Annotated in this window: 13 protein-coding genes; 3 read left to right on the top strand and 10 right to left on the bottom strand. The window is 70.2% G+C overall.

Features of this window, described 5'->3' with window-relative positions:
- The first annotated feature begins 27 nt into the window (after positions 1-27).
- Positions 28-1,425, top strand: a complete 1,398-nt coding sequence (locus BIU90_RS09205; protein ID WP_071299930.1) for a hypothetical protein — start codon at positions 28-30, stop codon at positions 1,423-1,425.
- A gap of 53 nt (positions 1,426-1,478) precedes the next feature.
- Positions 1,479-2,885 (top strand): hypothetical protein, encoded by a 1,407-nt coding sequence (locus tag BIU90_RS09200; protein WP_071299929.1) that lies wholly within the window; start codon positions 1,479-1,481, stop codon positions 2,883-2,885.
- A gap of 52 nt (positions 2,886-2,937) precedes the next feature.
- Here the strand turns inward: BIU90_RS09200 and BIU90_RS09195 are convergent, their stop codons facing one another.
- From BIU90_RS09195 to dnaK, 4 genes are all read right to left on the bottom strand, one after another.
- Positions 2,938-3,348, bottom strand: coding sequence for a heat shock protein transcriptional repressor HspR (locus tag BIU90_RS09195; protein WP_071299982.1), 411 nt, complete (start codon positions 3,346-3,348; stop codon positions 2,938-2,940).
- A gap of 111 nt (positions 3,349-3,459) precedes the next feature.
- Entirely contained in the window at positions 3,460-4,464 is a 1,005-nt protein-coding gene (locus BIU90_RS09190) for a DnaJ C-terminal domain-containing protein (RefSeq protein WP_071299928.1), read from the bottom strand.
- Between the two features lie 41 nt (positions 4,465-4,505).
- Positions 4,506-5,147: a nucleotide exchange factor GrpE gene (locus BIU90_RS09185; protein ID WP_071299927.1), complete on the bottom strand. Its 642-nt coding sequence runs from the start codon at positions 5,145-5,147 to the stop codon at positions 4,506-4,508.
- Between the two features lie 2 nt (positions 5,148-5,149).
- Positions 5,150-7,018, bottom strand: a complete 1,869-nt coding sequence (dnaK, locus tag BIU90_RS09180; RefSeq protein WP_071299926.1) for a molecular chaperone DnaK — start codon at positions 7,016-7,018, stop codon at positions 5,150-5,152.
- 348 nt (positions 7,019-7,366) lie between these two features.
- Between dnaK and BIU90_RS09175 the strand changes: the two genes are divergently transcribed.
- Positions 7,367-8,539, top strand: a complete 1,173-nt coding sequence (locus tag BIU90_RS09175; protein ID WP_083403823.1) for an ankyrin repeat domain-containing protein — start codon at positions 7,367-7,369, stop codon at positions 8,537-8,539.
- Between the two features lie 52 nt (positions 8,540-8,591).
- Here BIU90_RS09175 and BIU90_RS09170 read toward each other — a convergent pair whose 3' ends face one another.
- From BIU90_RS09170 to BIU90_RS09145, 6 genes are read right to left on the bottom strand one after another with little or no spacing between them, the layout of a single operon-like run.
- A complete protein-coding gene (locus BIU90_RS09170; RefSeq protein WP_217640909.1) occupies positions 8,592-9,767 on the bottom strand; it encodes a glycoside hydrolase family 1 protein in 1,176 nt (391 codons plus the stop codon).
- Positions 9,768-9,803: 36 nt separating this feature from the next.
- Positions 9,804-10,676 carry an alpha/beta fold hydrolase gene (locus tag BIU90_RS09165; RefSeq protein WP_071299923.1) on the bottom strand — a complete coding sequence of 291 codons (873 nt, stop codon included), beginning with the start codon at positions 10,674-10,676 and terminating at the stop codon, positions 9,804-9,806.
- Positions 10,673-12,436, bottom strand: a complete 1,764-nt coding sequence (locus BIU90_RS09160; protein WP_083403822.1) for an ABC transporter ATP-binding protein — start codon at positions 12,434-12,436, stop codon at positions 10,673-10,675. Before BIU90_RS09160 ends, BIU90_RS09165 begins: the two co-directional genes overlap by 4 nt.
- Positions 12,433-13,389 carry an ABC transporter permease gene (locus BIU90_RS09155; protein ID WP_254786990.1) on the bottom strand — a complete coding sequence of 319 codons (957 nt, stop codon included), beginning with the start codon at positions 13,387-13,389 and terminating at the stop codon, positions 12,433-12,435. Before BIU90_RS09155 ends, BIU90_RS09160 begins: the two co-directional genes overlap by 4 nt.
- The gene (locus BIU90_RS09150; RefSeq protein ID WP_071299922.1) at positions 13,386-14,366 is read right to left on the bottom strand and encodes an ABC transporter permease; all 981 of its coding nucleotides are present in this window, start codon (positions 14,364-14,366) and stop codon (positions 13,386-13,388) included. Before BIU90_RS09150 ends, BIU90_RS09155 begins: the two co-directional genes overlap by 4 nt.
- Complete coding sequence (locus BIU90_RS09145) at positions 14,363-16,009, bottom strand: ABC transporter substrate-binding protein (RefSeq protein WP_071299979.1); 1,647 nt, start codon at positions 16,007-16,009, stop codon at positions 14,363-14,365. The genes BIU90_RS09150 and BIU90_RS09145 overlap by 4 nt, the downstream gene beginning before the upstream one ends.
- Positions 16,010-16,164 lie beyond the last annotated feature (155 nt).

Genomic DNA, 16,164 nt, shown 5'->3' with positions numbered 1-16,164 from the left:
GTATTCAGTATGCAGTATGTTCATTCCATGCGACTCTCCCTGTCGACAGCGGCTCTCGCAGCCGCCGTCACCGCCGCGCTCGTCCTCGGGGCCACCGGCCCCACCATCGCGCTGGCCGCTCCCCGCTCCACCGCCGAGGGGCTCCTCGTCTTCGCCGTCGAACAGGCCGGCCAGAACACGACGTACGCCTCGGTGGACGGGTCGATGACCCCGTTCGGAGCCGAGCACCACGACGACCTCGCGGACGCCCTCCTGTGGGCGACCGAACTCGACCTGTCCGCGTTCGACACCGACGGCCGCATCAAGACGAAGGGCTTCAACTCCTGCCTGGGAGTGCAGCCGGCGACGCCGGTCCGGCCTGCCCGGGCGGTCTCGCGGGGCTGTGACCCCCAGGACCCCGACCAGGTGTGGCGCATCGTCAGCGGCTCCGGCGATCGACTCCGGAACGAGGGCACGGGACTCTGGGTCCAGAGTGTCCTGCCGACCGCGGGCTGGACGCTGACGGACACGCTCGCGGATGCTCCGTACCGCGTGCTCACCGACTACCTCGACGGACGCCCCGTCGTCACTCCGGTCGTCACGGCCGACTACGACCACGCGACGGACTCGTTCGCCCTGCAGGTCCGCAACGGTCCCGCAGGCGCGGCGGTCGGGGTGTTCGGTCGAGACGACCGTTGGGAACCCCTCGGCGCAACCGGGGACGACGGCTCCTACACCGGCCCCCTCCCCCGCGACTTCAGCGACGCGGAGTCCGTCGACGTCCAGGTCGGGCGGACCGCACGCCAGACCGTGACGCTCCGCGTCGGGGCGATCGACAAGCCACGGTTCGGCAAGGACCCGGACGGGACGATCGTGTTCTACGGCGAGGGCGGGCCCGCCTGGCAGGTCCACGTGGGCACCGGCCCGCTCGCCTCGGACGTGGTCGCCACCGGGACCTCGACCGACGCGGGGTTCATCCGCATCCCGCTGCCGGACGCCCGACCCGGCGACACGCTCGTCGTGTACCAGGGCATCAGCGGCGTCCGTACCTCGGTGACCGTCTCCGTCCCCGCTGCGGCCCTCGACGCCGTCGACCAGCCCGCGACCACGCTCGACCGCACGCGGTCCACCCCGGTACCGATCGGCGTCCGAGCTGCCCAGGACCTCACCCGGATCACGAGCACCATCACGATGACGGCGCCGGCCGGCACCGCGTTCACCCCGGGGACGACGACGATCGACGGCGAGCGCAAGCCCGTCGGCGGGGCATGGGGCGGTGTGGACAGCCGGTTCCGCATCACCGACGTCGACGTCTCCGCCGACGGCCGCACCCTCACCGCTTCGTACGACCGCACGCTCGCCGACCGGCTGAGCACGGGCGACGAGCTCCGTTGGTGGCCGAGCCTCGACGTCGTCGACGCATCACGCGCCCCGGCGAGCGTCTGACCCGACCAGGCGACTGCCCCGCTCACCGAGAGAAGAGAAGAGAAGACCAGACCATGCCCCTCCCCACCACCCACCGTCTGCTCGCCGCGGGCCTCGGCACCGCCCTGGTCGCCGGGCTCGCGATCGCGGGTCCGGTCACCGCCAGCGCCACGCCCCGGGACGCCGCACACGGGCTGCTCGTGCTGGCGGTCGAACTGCCCGGCAACGACCAGCAGTACCACTCCATCGACAACAGCCGCGGTCCCTTCAGCGGGCGGCAGCACGACGACCTGCTCGACGCGATCGAGCAGGGTGTCGAGCTCGATCTCGACCGGTTCGCCGACGACGGTCGCATCGCACTCGTCGACGAGGGAGTCTGCCTCGGCGTCGCCGACCGGACGTCACCGGCCCAGCCGCGCCGAGCCGTCGCTGAGCCCTGCGTCGACGGTGACGCCGACCAGCAGTGGGAGGTCCAGGCCGACAACGAGAACCGTCTGCACAACGTGGGTTCCGACCTCTGGGTCTCCAACGCCCGCGGCATCGCCGGATGGACGATGACCGGGTTCGCCTCGTCGTCGCCGTACCGCGTGATGACCGCGTACCTCGACGGCCGCCCGGCGGTGACCCCTCGCGTCACCACCACCTACGACGACACGACCAACACCGTCACGCTGCACGGGCGCAACGGCACCCCTTCGGTACCCGTCACGGTCTCCGACGGCGCTGGCACCGAACGCGTGGTCGCCACGAGTTCGGCCGAGGGCACCTTCACCGCCGAGCTGCCCGCAGCGCTCGGCAACCTCGCCGTGGTCTCCGTCCGCTTCGGCGACGAGGACGAGTGGGCCACCACCGTCCGAGCCGCGCCGGTCAGCAACGGACGGATCCTGCGCGACGCGGACGGCACCCTCGCGCTCCGCGGCACCGCCTCCGGGTACACGACCGTGTCGCTCGCGACCGGTCCCCTCGCCGCCGACGTGATCGACACCGCCACCTCCTCCGGGACCGGCGGGTTCCGGCTCCCCCTGCCGGCCGACGCCGAACCGGGCGACACCTTCGTCGTGTTCCAGCGCGCCGACGGGGTCCGCACCACGCTCACCGTCCCCGAGAGCGTCGAGGCCGTCGCCGCCGTCGACAGCCCGGAGACCACGCTCGTTCGTGGTGGTTCGACCCCGGTCCCGGTCGGCCTCGTGGCGACCCATGCCTTCGTCAACCTGCGCACCGAGATGACCCTCACCGCGCCGGCCGGCACGGTGTTCTCTCCGGGGATGACGACCGTCGACGGACAGATCAAGCCCGCCGGGCGTGACTGGCAGCCGATCGACCTGCGACTCCGACTCGGGGACGTGACGATCTCGCCGGACGGCCGGCAGCTGACCATGACCGGCACCGTCGACTCGATCGCCTTCAGCGAGGGCGACCAGATCCGCTGGCTGCCGACGCTCGACGTCGTCGACCCGGCACTCGCCCCCGCCTCCGTCTGAACCGAGCACGACGAAGGCCCCTCCGCACACCGCGGAGGGGCCTTCGTGTCGTTCAATTCGGCGGCCGCCAGAGCACGATCTGCGTGTTCCGTTGCGGCCGCGCACCGGCCCGTAGCGACACCGCCGCCCCGGTCGCCGTCGCGGCGAACACCCGGGCACCCGGTCGGTTGATGAGCTGGTCGGCGAGCGCGGTCTCGAGCTCGCGGACACGTTCACGCAGCGCCCGGTTCTCGTTCTCCAGCTCGAGCACGCGGCGGATGCCCTCGAGGGACACGCCCTCCGAGCCGAGCCGCGCGATCTCCCGCAGCTGGGCGACGTCGCGCATCGAGTACCGGCGCGAGCCGCCACGGGTGCGCCCCGGCACGACGAGGCCGAGGCGGTCGTACTGCCGCAGCGTCTGCGGGTGCATCTCCGACAACTCCGCGGCGACCGCGATCGCGAAGACGGGCGAGTTCTCGTCCATGTCGGTCATCGAGCGCCCCTTCCGTCGTCCGCGTGGTCTGAAAACCAGACTGGAGGCTCGGGCTGGCTTCCTGACGGAGCCGCGCCGAGCCTCCAGGCTGGGTTGGTCATGCTAGCTGCGCGCCTTGGCGAGCAGGTCCTCGCGCGGGTCCTCGTCCGGCAGGGCGGACGCGAGCGCCTCGACGGCCTCGCGCGCCTTGTCGGACAGGTGCGACGGCACCGCGACCTGGACCGTCGCCAGCAGGTCGCCGGTCCCGCTCTTGGTCGTGACGCCACGCCCCTTGACGCGCAGGACACGACCGGAGGGCGTGCCGGGCGCGACCCGGAGCTTGACGGGCTCGCCTCCGAGCGTGGGGACCTGGATGGTCGCGCCGAGCGCCGCCTCGACGAACGTCACGGGGACGTCCACGCGGAGGTGCTGCCCGTCGCGCTCGAAGACCGGGTGCTTGCGGACCGACACGGTGACCACGAGGTCACCCGCGTCGCCGCCGTCCGGGCTCGGCTCGCCCCGGCCGCGCAGTCGGATCTTCTGCCCGTCCGCGACCCCCGCGGGGATGCGGACGTTCACCGGCCGGCCGTTGCCCTGCGAGAGCTTGACCGTGTCGCCGGTGATCGCCGTGGTGAAGTCGAGCGTGGTCGACGCCGTGACGTCGCGGCCCTTGGTCGGACCACCGAAGCCGCGGAACCCGCCGGAGGACTGGCCGAAGCCGGCACCCCCGCCGCCGCCGAACATGCCACCGAGGATGTCCTCGAAGCCGCCGGCACCGCCACCCTGGCCGAAGCGGACGCGCTGTCCGCCACCGCCCTGCTGCCCGAACATGCCCCCGAAGACGTCCTCGAAGCCGCCCTGGCCCCCGCCGCCCGCCGTGAAGCGGGCGCCGGAGCCCATCGCGCGGACCTGGTCGTACTCGGCGCGCTGGTCCTTGTCGGACAGCACGGAGTACGCCTCGCTGATCTCCTTGAACTTCGCCTCGGCCGCAGCGTCACCCGGGTTGGAGTCCGGGTGGAACTGCCGCGCGAGCTTGCGGTAGGTCTTCTTGAGCTCGGCTTCGGAAGCGTCCTTCGACACCCCGAGGACCTTGTAGAAGTCCTTGTCGAACCAGTCCTGACTGGCCATGCTCACCTACCTCCTGCTGTCGTCGCCACGGGACGCCCGGCTCAGGCCGGGACCGCCACCGCGACCTTGGCCGCACGGAGGACGCGCTCGCCGAGCTTGTAGCCCGGCTCGACGACGTCCGCCACGGTCTGGCCGGTGGCGCCCGGGGTCGGGAGCTGCACGATCGCCTCGTGCACGTTCGGGTCGAAGGGCTCGCCCTTCTCACCGATCTGCACGAGCTTGAACCTGTCGAAGCCGCCGCGGATCTTCTGGCCGATGACCTGCATGGGGCCCTCGGTCAGGTCACCGTGGGCCTCGGCCCGGGTCAGGTCGTCGAGCGCCGGCAGGAGTGCTCGGACGACCTCGGCGATGGCGACCTCGCGGTTGGCCTCGCGGTCACGCTCGACGCGCTTCCGGAAGTTCACCAGCTCGGCCTGCGCACGGAGCATGTCTGCACGCATCTCGGCCACCAGGTCGCGGTCGGACGCGCTGAGCTTGTCCTCCGCCATGCCGCGGGCTGCGTCGGCGAGCAGGGCCTCGTCCTCGGGGGACAGGTCCTGCTCACCGCCGGCGGGGGCGTCCGTCGGGACCTCGACGTCCGGACCCTCGGCCTCGATCAGGTCCTCGGGCTCGGCCGCGTTGGTGGCATCGCCCTCGACCTGGGGCTCTTCACCGTCGGGCACGTTGTCCTTGGGGTCCGTCATCGCTACTTCTTGTCCTTGTCGTCCTCGTCGTCCACGACCTCCGCGTCGACGATGTCCTCGTCGTCCTGCTGCGGCGCGCCCTCGGCGGTCGGCTGCTCGCCACCGGCCGCGGCTCCCGCGTCCTGCTGCGAGTAGATCGCCTGACCGAGCTTGCCCTGCGACTCGTTGAGCTTGTCGTAGGCGGTCTTGACGGCGTCGTCGTCGTCACCCGCGAGGGCGGACTTCAGCGCGTCGACGTCGGCCTGCACCTCGGACTTGACGTCCGCGGGGAGCTTCTCGTCGTTCTCCTTGATGAGCTTCTCGATCGAGTAGACGAGCTGCTCGGCCTGGTTGCGACGCTCGTTGGCCTCGCGGCGGGCCTTGTCCTCGGCCGCGTGCTCCTCGGCCTCGCGGACCATGCGCTCGATGTCCTCCTTCGGCAGCGACGAACCGCCGGAGATGACCATCGACTGCTCCTTGCCGGTGCCCTTGTCCTTCGCGGACACGTGCACGATGCCGTTGGCGTCGATGTCGAACGTGACCTCGACCTGCGGCACGCCACGGGGAGCCGGCGCGATGCCGGTCAGCTCGAAGGTGCCGAGCGGCTTGTTGTCACGGGTGAACTCGCGCTCGCCCTGGAAGACCTGGATCGCGACCGACGGCTGGTTGTCGTCAGCGGTCGTGAAGGTCTCGCTGCGCTTGGTCGGGATCGCGGTGTTGCGGTCGATGAGCTTCGTCATCAGCCCGCCCTTGGTCTCGATGCCGAGCGAGAGCGGCGTGACGTCGATGAGCAGGACGTCCTTGCGCTCGCCCTTCAGCACGCCGGCCTGCAGTGCGGCGCCGACGGCGACGACCTCGTCCGGGTTGACGCCCTGGTTCGGCGACTTGCCACCGGTCAGCTGCTTGACGACCTCGGCCACGGCGGGCATGCGGGTCGAGCCACCGACGAGGACCACGTGCGCGATGTCGTTGACCGACACGCCCGCTTCCTTGATGACGTCGTTGAAGGGCTTCTTCGTGCGGTCGAGCAGGTCGGAGGTCATCTGCTCGAACTGGGCGCGCGAGATGGTCTCGTCGAGGTTGAGGGGCCCGTCAGCGGTCAGCGTCAGGTACGGCAGCTGGATGCTGGCGCTCAGCTGGCTCGAGAGTTCCTTCTTGGCCTGCTCGGCGGCTTCCTTGAGGCGCTGCTTGGCGATCTTGTCCGTGGACAGGTCGACGCCGTGCTCGTCCTTGAACTTCTTGATCAGGTGGTCGACGATGCGCTGGTCCCAGTCGTCACCACCGAGGCGGTTGTCACCGGAGGTCGCACGGACCTGGATCGTGGAGAAGTCGTCGTCCTTGCCCACCTCGAGCAGGGAGACGTCGAACGTGCCGCCACCGAGGTCGAAGACCAGGATGAGCTCGTCTTCCTTGCCCTTGTCGAGGCCGTACGCCAGCGCAGCCGCGGTCGGCTCGTTGATGATGCGGAGGACGTTCAGGCCGGCGATCTCTCCGGCGTCCTTGGTGGCCTGGCGCTCGGCGTCGTTGAAGTACGCCGGGACGGTGATGACCGCGTCGGTGACGTCTTCGCCGAGGTACTGCTCGGCGTCGCGCTTGAGCTTGCCGAGGGTGCGGGCGGAGATCTCCTGCGGCGTGTACTTCTTGCCGTCGATCTCGGTCGTCCAGTCGGTGCCCACGTGGCGCTTGACGCTCGCGATGGTGCGGTCGACGTTCGTGACGGCCTGGCGCTTCGCGGTCTCGCCGACGAGCACCTCGCCGTCCTTCGTGAAGGCGACGATCGACGGCGTGGTGCGGAGGCCCTCGGCGTTCGCGATGACGGTGGGCTCACCGCCCTCGAGCACGCTGACGACCGAGTTGGTGGTTCCGAGGTCGATGCCTACTGCACGTCCCATGTGTGTGGTGCTCCTTCTGTTGGATGCGTGGTGCTGAAGTCTGCCGGACTTGCGTCCGATGGGCTCAACTCTACTCCTGACAGGAGGCGAGTCAACTCTGGCAACTGAAAGTTGCGTCTGAACGGCGCAACTTACTTGCTTAGACGCCTCGTCGTACTCGCCCTGATCGAACCAGTGGTCGGCGGCGTCGCCGTCAGATCTGTGGCGCTCGCGGTGTCACTCGGTGTCGCGGTCCTCGGCAGACTGCTCGTCGAGCGGCCGGCGGCCCGCTTCCGACGATGGGCACTCCGACCACGTGCGGCCCCGCGCGCGGCGGCGGAGCGAGGACGCACGCGGTAGCGTCGACCCGTGCGATGGAGTCGAGTGAACTGGCCTGCCGTGGGCTACGTCTCGCTGGAGGACTTCGACGGCGCCGCCGAGCACCTGCACCGCCTGCTCGAGGACGCTCCCCCGCCCGTCGCGGCACTCGCGACCGTCCGGTGGACCGACTCCCGCGTCGCACAGTGGCGGGCAGAGCCGGTCAGCCGACATGCCGAGCCGTCCGACGACGACCACGCCGCGCTCCCCGACCACGGCGAGGCCGACCCGGTCGTGCTGCACGCCGAGGTCCTCGTCCGCAACGACGAGGTGCTCGACACCGCCGACGGGCTCTGGCGACGGTGGAACCACGCGCGCGTGACGCTGCGCTTCACCGACGCCGTGATCGAGCCCCAGCAGCTCGACCCGGAGACCCTGCTGGCGGGCGATGCCCATGTCCTGCGCGGGGAACTCGAGCACGCGGGCCGCGACGAATGGGAACTCCGTCTGCTGGTCTCCCCCGTGGGCGAGGTCGCGATCCGCTTCACCGACGTCGACGTCACGGTCCGCAGCGTCGACGAGGCCACGTTCACCGACCTGGACGACCGACGACCCCGCGGCTGGCACGGGCCGGTGCCGGACGGCTGGGTCGAGTGGGCGACCGAGGGGGTCCGGGCAGCGGCGTACGGCGACCTGGGCGGCCTGCACCTGGCCGACGACGCGAGCGACGTCGACGACGTGGACCCGCGGTGGGGCTTCGCGCCGCTGCACGCCGCCGCGTGGTTCGACCGGCCCGAGATGCTCGAGGAACTGCTGCGCCGCGGGGCCTCGCTCGAACTGACGGACACCGAGGGTCGGACTCCGCTGACGCTGGCCATCGACCGGGATGCACCGCGTGCCGTGGCGGTGCTGGCCGCCGCCGGGGCGGACCTGGGCGCGCGGGACCACGACGGCAACCCGCCGGTCATCCGGGCAGCGTGGGGCGGGCACGCCGAGGTGGTCCGGGTGCTGGCCGACGCCGGTGCGGACCCCCGGGCGCGGGGCTCACGGGGTGCGACGCTGCTCATCGCGGCGGTCGACTCCGGGGACGTCGACACCGTCCGCGAGGTACTGACCCGCGACGTCGACCGGTACGCGACGGACGACGAGGGCTCGAGCGCGGCGGACCGCGCCGAGCTCCTGCGAGACGGCGGGCCGGGCGAACTGCTCGGCATCTACCGCTGAGGCGACCACCCGTCGGCGCGAGCCGACGGGATGACTGCAGCCGGGCCTCCCGTCAGACGGTCAGCGCGTTGGCGCGCGCCACGCCGCCGTACCAGTGCGCGGACGGCTTGGGCGTCCGCTCGAAGGTCACCGGGTCCCACGCCACGAGCCCGAAGGTCGGCCGGAACCCGGACGCCCACTCGTAGTTGTCCAGGAGCGACCAGTGCTGGTAGCCGAGGACGTCGATGCCGTCCTCGATGCAGCGGTGGATGCCCTCGAGCGCGCCCTGGGTGTAGGCCTCGCGTCGGGTGTCGTCCGCGGTCGCGATGCCGTTCTCGGTGATCATCAGCGGCACGTGCCCGGACAGCTCCCACGCGCTGCGCAGTCCGTCGGCCGACGCTTCGGGGTAGAACTCCCACCCGGTCAGGGTCGTCTCGACGTCGTCACGGACCGGCAACGGCCCGTCCGGCCCGATGAACGTCCGCGTGTACGCCTGCACGCCGAGGAAGTCGTCGCCCGCGGCGTGCTCCAGGTACCAGTCGTCGCGCGGGTAGCCGTACTCCCGCAGCATCTCCTCCGAGCCCGGCTCGCCGGAGGCGCGGAACGCCTGGGTCGCGATGGTCCAGCCGGACTGGAGGCCGTCGACCTGTGCCAGCACCGCTCGCGACCGCTGGTGGCTGGCCAGCAGGGCGTCGGCCACCTGCAGGTCCGGGTTCGGCAGGCCGTAGGCCACCAGGTTGGCGGCGTCCTCGCCGCCGGCGAGCATCGCCGCGATGTTCGGCTCGTTGATCGTGCAGACGTACCGCACGCCGTCCGCGACGACAGGGAGCGCTGCCTCGGTGTAGCGGGCGAACAGGTCCGCGGCGTCGGGGGCGCGCCAGAAGCCGTCGCGCTCGAACCAGCGCGGCACCGTGAAGTGCATCAGCGTCACGATCGGCTCGATGCCGAACTCGTGGCAGGTCTCGACCATGCGGCGGTAGTGGTCGACCTCGGCCCGGCTGACGAACCCGCGTTCGGGCTCGATGCGTGCCCACTCGATGCTGAACCGGTAGGAGTTCAGCCCGAGCTCCGCCGCGATCCGGATGTCGTCGCGGTAGCGGTGGTAGCTGTCCGCGGCGTCGCCCGAGGGCTCGACGATCGTGGTGTCCGGTTCGTGCTCGTGGACCCACCAGTTGCTGTTGACGTTGTTGCCCTCGATCTGGTGGGCGGCCGTGGCGGCGCCCCAGAGGAAGCCGTCGGGGAACTGCAGCGTGGTGATGATGGTGCCTTTCCGTGCTTGCTCGGGTCAGTGCTTGCTCAAGAACCGGTCGAAGACCTCGACGGTTCCCTGCGGGTTCTCGACCTGGGGGCCGTGGTAGCTCTCGGGTATCACGACGTACTCCGCGCCGGTGTCCGTGGCCATCTGCCGCTGCCACGGGATCGGCCAGGCGCCGTCCCACTCGCCGTGCGTGACGAGGACGGGCAGCCCGGTGGCGCGGAGCTCGGCGGAGGAGTCGGTGTGGTCCTCGAGGATGTGCGCGCCGGCGACGACGCTGTGCGGGCTCGTGGCGTCGAAGCGCTCGCGGACCATGCGGGCGTCGTCCGGCAGCTCGGCGTCGGGACGACCGGCCCACAGCGGGTTCGTCGAGTCGAACAGCTGTCGGAGGTTCCCGTCGGTGTCGTGCAGGATCGTCAGCTCCGTCACCTTGCGGTACGGCCAGCCGTACGGGCCGGAGCAGAACTGCACGACGTCGCGGAACGCACTCGGGTCCTGGATCGCGGCCGCGCGGACGACCACCCCGCCGAGCGAGTGCCCGATCAGGTGCACGGGCGCGCCGTCGTCGAGCAGGCGGGCGACGCGGACGACGTCGGCGGCTTCCTCGTCGAGGGAGTGGTCCGCCAGCGAGGTCGGCGCTGCCGAGTCGGCCTGGCCGCGACGACTGATCGCCACCGCGGTCCATCCGGCGTCACGGAGCAGGGGCATGAAGGTGCGCCAGTCCTCCTTCGAGCCGGTGTACCCGGGGACGACGAGCACCACGCCCTTCGACTCCCCCGACGGCACGACGCGGTAGGCGGTCAACCGGCCGACGGGCAGGTCGATGCCGACGACGTCGACGCCGTCCGGGGTGGGGAGGTGGCCGAAGGCGGGGACGGCGGGGAAGGCGTGCAGGTTCGTCATGACGCCAGTCTCCTGCGGGGATTGGGGACCGCGTCCAGCAGCGCGACCGTGTAGTCGTCCTGCGGGTGCTGCAGCACGTCGGCCGTCCGACCGCGCTCGACCACGGCGCCGTCGTGCAGCACCATGATGTCGTCGGTGATGAGCCGGGCGCTCAGCAGGTCGTGCGTGATGTACAGCAGCGAGACGCCCCACTGCTCGCGCAGGTCCTCGAGCAGGGCCAGCACGCCGGCACGGAGCGTCACGTCGAGCATCGACACCGGCTCGTCGGCGATGATCACCTGCGGGTCGCTCGCGAGCGCCCGGGCGATGACCACGCGCTGCCGCTGGCCGCCGGAGAGCTGGTGCGGGAGCTTCTGCGCGAACTGCTCCACCGGGGTCAGCCCCACCGTCTCCAGGAGTTCGAGCACCCGGTGACGCGCCTCGCGACCACGCAGTCCGGTGTAGTTCACGACCGGACGGGTGAGCGTGTACTCGACGGTGTGCAGCGGGTTGAGTGCCGCGTACGGGTCCTGGAACACCATCTGCACCTCGGAGCGCAGGTCACGCAGTCCCCGACGCCCGAGCCGCGTGACGTCGAGGTCGCCGAACCGGACGGCGCCGGAGGTCGGCTGCTCCACCCCGGTCAGCAGCTTCGCGATGGTCGACTTGCCCGAGCCCGACTGGCCCACGAGCGCGAGGGACTGCCCCGGCTCGAGGGTGAACGACACGTCGCGGACGGCGCGCACGGGGTCCTCGCCACGACGTGGCGCGGGGTAGGTCTTGACGAGGTGCTCGACCGTGATCGGGTTCCGCGCCGCGGAGCGCTCGCGCGATCCGACGGTGCTGAACGACGACGTGGTCTCCTGCCGGGTCTGGTCGGTGCCGCGGAGCGACCGGTCGGGGAACCCCGGCAGCGAGACGACCTCGGCGCGGGGATCCGCGTAGTGCGAGAGCAGCATCTGCGTGTACTCGTCCTGTGGGTCGCGGAGGATCTCCCGCGAGCCGCCGTCCTCGACGATCCGCCCCTCGTGCATCACGAGGACGCGCTCGGTGGCCTCGAGCACGATGCCGAGGTCGTGGCTGATGAGCACGGCCGTGAAGCCCTCGGAGCGCTGGAGCTCGATGATCGTGTCCATCACGGCGTGCTGCACGAGGACGTCGAGCGCCGTGGTGGGCTCGTCGAACACCATGAGCTGCGGCTCGAGGGACAGCGCGATCGCGATCGACACGCGCTGCCGCATGCCGCCGGACAGCTCGCCGGGGTAGCGCGCGAGCATCGACTCGGGCAGCTTCACCTTGCCGACGAGCTCCCGCATCCGGCTGTCCCAGCGCTCGCGCGGCACGTGGCCGTGGGCGTTGAAGACGTCGATGAAGTGGTTGCGGATCGTCCGCACCGGGTTGAGCGCGTTCATGCCCGACTGCAGAACCATCGCGAAGCCGCCTTGCCGCTGCTGCCGGAGCGCTTCGTCGTCGAGGTCACGGATGTCCGCGCCTCCGAAGACGATGCTGCCGCCGTTCGTCCGCGCCGGCGGCTTCTGCAGGCGGGTCAGCGCGTAGCCGAGCGTCGACTTGCCCGAACCGGACTCGCCGACCAGGCCGACGAACTCGCCCTTGCGCAGCTGGAAGGACACGTGGTCGACCGCCTGGACGGCGGTCTGGCCGGCGGACTCGTAGACGACCGACAGGTCGCGGACGTCCAGCAGGACGTCACCGCTGTCGGACGGGAGGCGCGTGGCGGCGCCGTCACGGGCCTCCAGGCCGGTGGTGGGCTGGCTGCTCATGCTGCTGCCTCCTTGCGCTTGCGGCGCGCGCCGTCGCGCAGTCGCGGGTTGGACACGGCGTCGACGCCGAAGTTGATCAGGGTGAGGCTCATCGCCAGGAGGGCGATGCAGAGGCCGGGGGCGAACAGCAGGATCCACTGGCCGGTGAGCAGCGCGTTGGAGTTCTGCGCCCAGTAGAGGATCGTGCCCCAGCTGACGATGGACGAGTCGCCGAGGCCCAGGAACTCCAGGCCGGCCTCGGCAAGGATCGCGCTGGTCGCGGCGCCGAAGAAGCTGCCGACGATCAGGCTCGTCATGTTCGGCAGGATCTCGCGGAAGACGATGCGGGTGGCACCTTCACCGGAGAACTGCGCGGCGGTGACGAAGTCCCGACCGCGGAGCGACTGCGTCTGGCTCCGCAGGACGCGAGCGCCCCAGGCCCAGCCGGTCACGACGATGACCGCGATGATGACCGCGATGCCGCCGTTCTGCAGGTAGGCCGCGATGACGATCATCAGGGGCAGGCCCGGGATCACCAGGAACAGGTTGACGACGAAGCCGATGACCTCGGCGATCCAGCCACGGACGTAGCCCCAGCTGAGGCCGATCGCGACGGCGACGAGGGTGGACAGGATGCCTGCGACCGCGCCGACCATGACCGAGATGCGGGCGCCGTAGATCAGCTGGGACAGGACGTCCTCGCCGGCGGCGGTGGTGCCCATCCAGTGGGCGGCGGTGGCGTCCGCGGACCGGGCGAAGCCGTTCTGGCTGGCGCCGTACGGTGCGAGGAGCGGGGCCAGGATCGCCACGAGGACGAAGACCACCAGGATGATGATCCCGATGCGGGCCTTGGTGTTGCCCCACACGATGCCGAGCTGGCGCGCGGCTGACTGGAGCTTGCTCGGGGCTTGCTGTTCTGGTGCGTCTTGTGTCCGCACTGCGACGGTTGCGTTGTTCGTGCTGGTGTTGGTCATCGACGCGTCCTCGGGTCCAGGACGCCGTACAGGACGTCCACGATGAAGTTGGCGATGAGCACCGACACGGTGATCATCAGGAAGAGTGCCTGCATGAGCGGGTAGTCCTGCCCGATGACGGCGTTGAACAGCAGGTAGCCGATGCCCGGGTAGCCGAACACCTGCTCGACCAGGACCGAGCCGCCGACCACGCCACCGAGCGCCAGCCCGAAGCCGGTCAGGTTCGGCAGGATCGCGTTGCGGGCGGCGTACCGGACGGCCACGGTGCGGCCACGGAGGCCGTTCGCCTCGGCGAAGGTGACGTAGTCGTCGCCCAACGTGTTGATCATCGCGTTGCGCATGCCGATGATCCAGCCGCCGAGGCTCGTGACCAGGATCGTCAGGGCCGGCAGGATCGCGTGCTGGAGGACGTCACCGATGTACTCCCCGTTGAACCCGGGGATGCTCGTCGCCGAGGACGCCCCGGTGGTCGGGAACCAGTGCAGGACGTAGCCGAGGAAGAACAGCAGCAGCAGTGCCGTCCAGAAGTAGGGGAACGTCGACATGAAGCTCCCCGACAGGGTCGGCAGGGAGTCGAGCCAGGTGCCGCGCTTCCACGCCGCCGCGACACCGATCAGGGTGCCGATGACGAACGCCAGGACCGTCACCGCGCCGACCAGGACCAGCGTGTAGGGCAGGGCGCGGCCGACCAGGTCGCCGACGGGCTGCGGGTAGAACGTGTAGCTCACGCCGAAGTCGAGCGTCACGACCTGGTGCAGGTAGCTGACGTACTGGTCCCAGAGGTTGCCGGTCGGGACGCCGAGCTGGGCCTCGATGGCCTTCTTCGTGGCGTCGGTGACCGGGCCGTTCTGGCTGAGCTTCGCCAGGGCCGCATCGGTCGGGCTGCCCGGCATCAGGCGCGGGAGCACGAAGTTCAGCGTGACCGCGGCCCAGAGGGTCAGGACGAAGAGGACGAGTTTCTGCAGGATGTACTTCACTTGCCGGCCTCCTGGTCCTGCTGCTGCTTCCGGAGGATCTCCTGGCCGGCCGCGCTGTCACGGAGCCGGAGCTTCGAGAAGATGAGCAGCGGCGCCGAGTCGTAGTTCTGCGGTGCCATGTACGGGTCCTCCGCGCTGGGCCAGCCGACGAACTTGCTGGTGTTGAAGAGCCCCCAGAGGCCGCCGTAGTACATGCCGATCACGGGCAGGTCGTCGTACACGACCTCTTGAAGCTGGTCCAGGATCTCCTGCTGCTTCGCGGTGTCGGTCGTCGCCTTGTACTGATCGAGCAGGGCCTGGGTCTCCGGGTTCCGGTAGCGCTCGTAGTTGTTGACGGTCGACTTGCCGACGGGCTGGTAGAAGTCGGTGCTGAGCAGCGAGTTGAACGCCTGGAAGACGTCGCCGTTGCCCATGCCGCCCATCGCCATGTCGAAGGTGCCGTTGTTGATGTTCTGCTGGTACCCGGCGGGCTGCGGCGCGGTGATCTGCACCTTGATGCCGATCGCGGTCAGGTCGCGGCGGACCTCCTGCACGGCGCGGAGCCAGTCCGAGTAGCCGTTGGCGGTCATGATCGTGATGGACAGCTGCTTGCCGTCCTTCATGATCTTGCCGTCCTGCTCCACCCAGCCGGACTTCGCGAAGGACGCCTTGGCCGCGTCGATGTCCTGGGTGACGACGCCCTTGTCTGGGATCTGCTGGTTCACGTACTGCTCTTGGTTCGGCAGGATCAGCCCGGTCTGCGCGGCCGCCTTCAGGTTGCCCTCGGTGGCGGTCTCGGCGATGTCGTCGCGGTTCAGTGCGAGCGAGATGCCCCGGCGGACGTTGACGTCGTCGTACGGCGCCTTCGTCAGGTTCGGGATCAGGCCGATCACACCCCCCGGCGGGAACCACCACGTGTTGGTCCTCGATGCGGCACCCCACGTGCCCTTGACGTCGGAGATGAACGAGTACGACCAGTCGTAGCCGCGGGTGACCGTGTCGAGCTGGGTGTTCGTCGCCGGCAGGATCAGGTGCTTGATGACGATGTTCTTCGCCTGCCAGTAGCGCGGGTTCTTGTCCATCGAGTACTGCTGGTCGGAGTAGTTCCCGAGGACGAAGGGCCCGGTACCGACCGGGTTCGGGTCACGGAAGGTCGTCGGGTCCTCGACGTCCTTCCAGTGCTGCTCGCCGAGGATGTACGTCTGGCCGATGATCGTCAGGCTCGGGACGTCCTCGGACTTCAGGTGGAAGACGACGTGCTGGCCCTGCTGCTCGATGCTCGCGATGTGCTGCCAGGCGCCCTTGACGTCCATCGCGGGGAACTTCTTCAGGAGGTCGAACGTGAAGACCACGTCCTTCGCGGTGAACGGGTCCCCGTTCGACCACTCGACGCCGCTGCGGATCGTCATGTCGATCGTCTTCGCGTCGGGCTGGGTCCAGCTGCTCGCGAGCCACGGGTTGCGCTTGCCGTCGAGCGGGTTGACCTCGATCAGGGGCTCGTACATCCACTTCGACGCCGTGCGGGCGTTGGCGATGTACGGGTTGAAGTTGCGGTCGAACAGCGGGTTGCCGTGGTCCGCGTTGATGAGCATCGTGTCCTTGCCGATGCTCGGGTCCGGCTCGGACCGCACCTGGATGCTGCAGCCGGCGGTGGCGAGGGCCACGGCGGCGAGGCCAGCGAGGGCTGCGAACAGCCGTCCGCGCCGACGGGCGCCGGGCGCGCGGGTGCCGCGTGTGCGGGCACCGGGTCCGCGCGTGCCGCGTGAGACGGCACCGCGTTCGCGCGTGCCGCGCGGGCGCTGTGGGGGAAGCGTCATTG

Origin of the sequence: Curtobacterium sp. MCBA15_001 (genome assembly GCF_001864835.1) — a bacterium.
In the GTDB taxonomy this organism is placed as follows: domain Bacteria; phylum Actinomycetota; class Actinomycetes; order Actinomycetales; family Microbacteriaceae; genus Curtobacterium.
The sequence above is the reverse complement of the archived record's forward strand: the minus strand, read 5'-3'. Positions and strand labels throughout refer to the sequence as shown.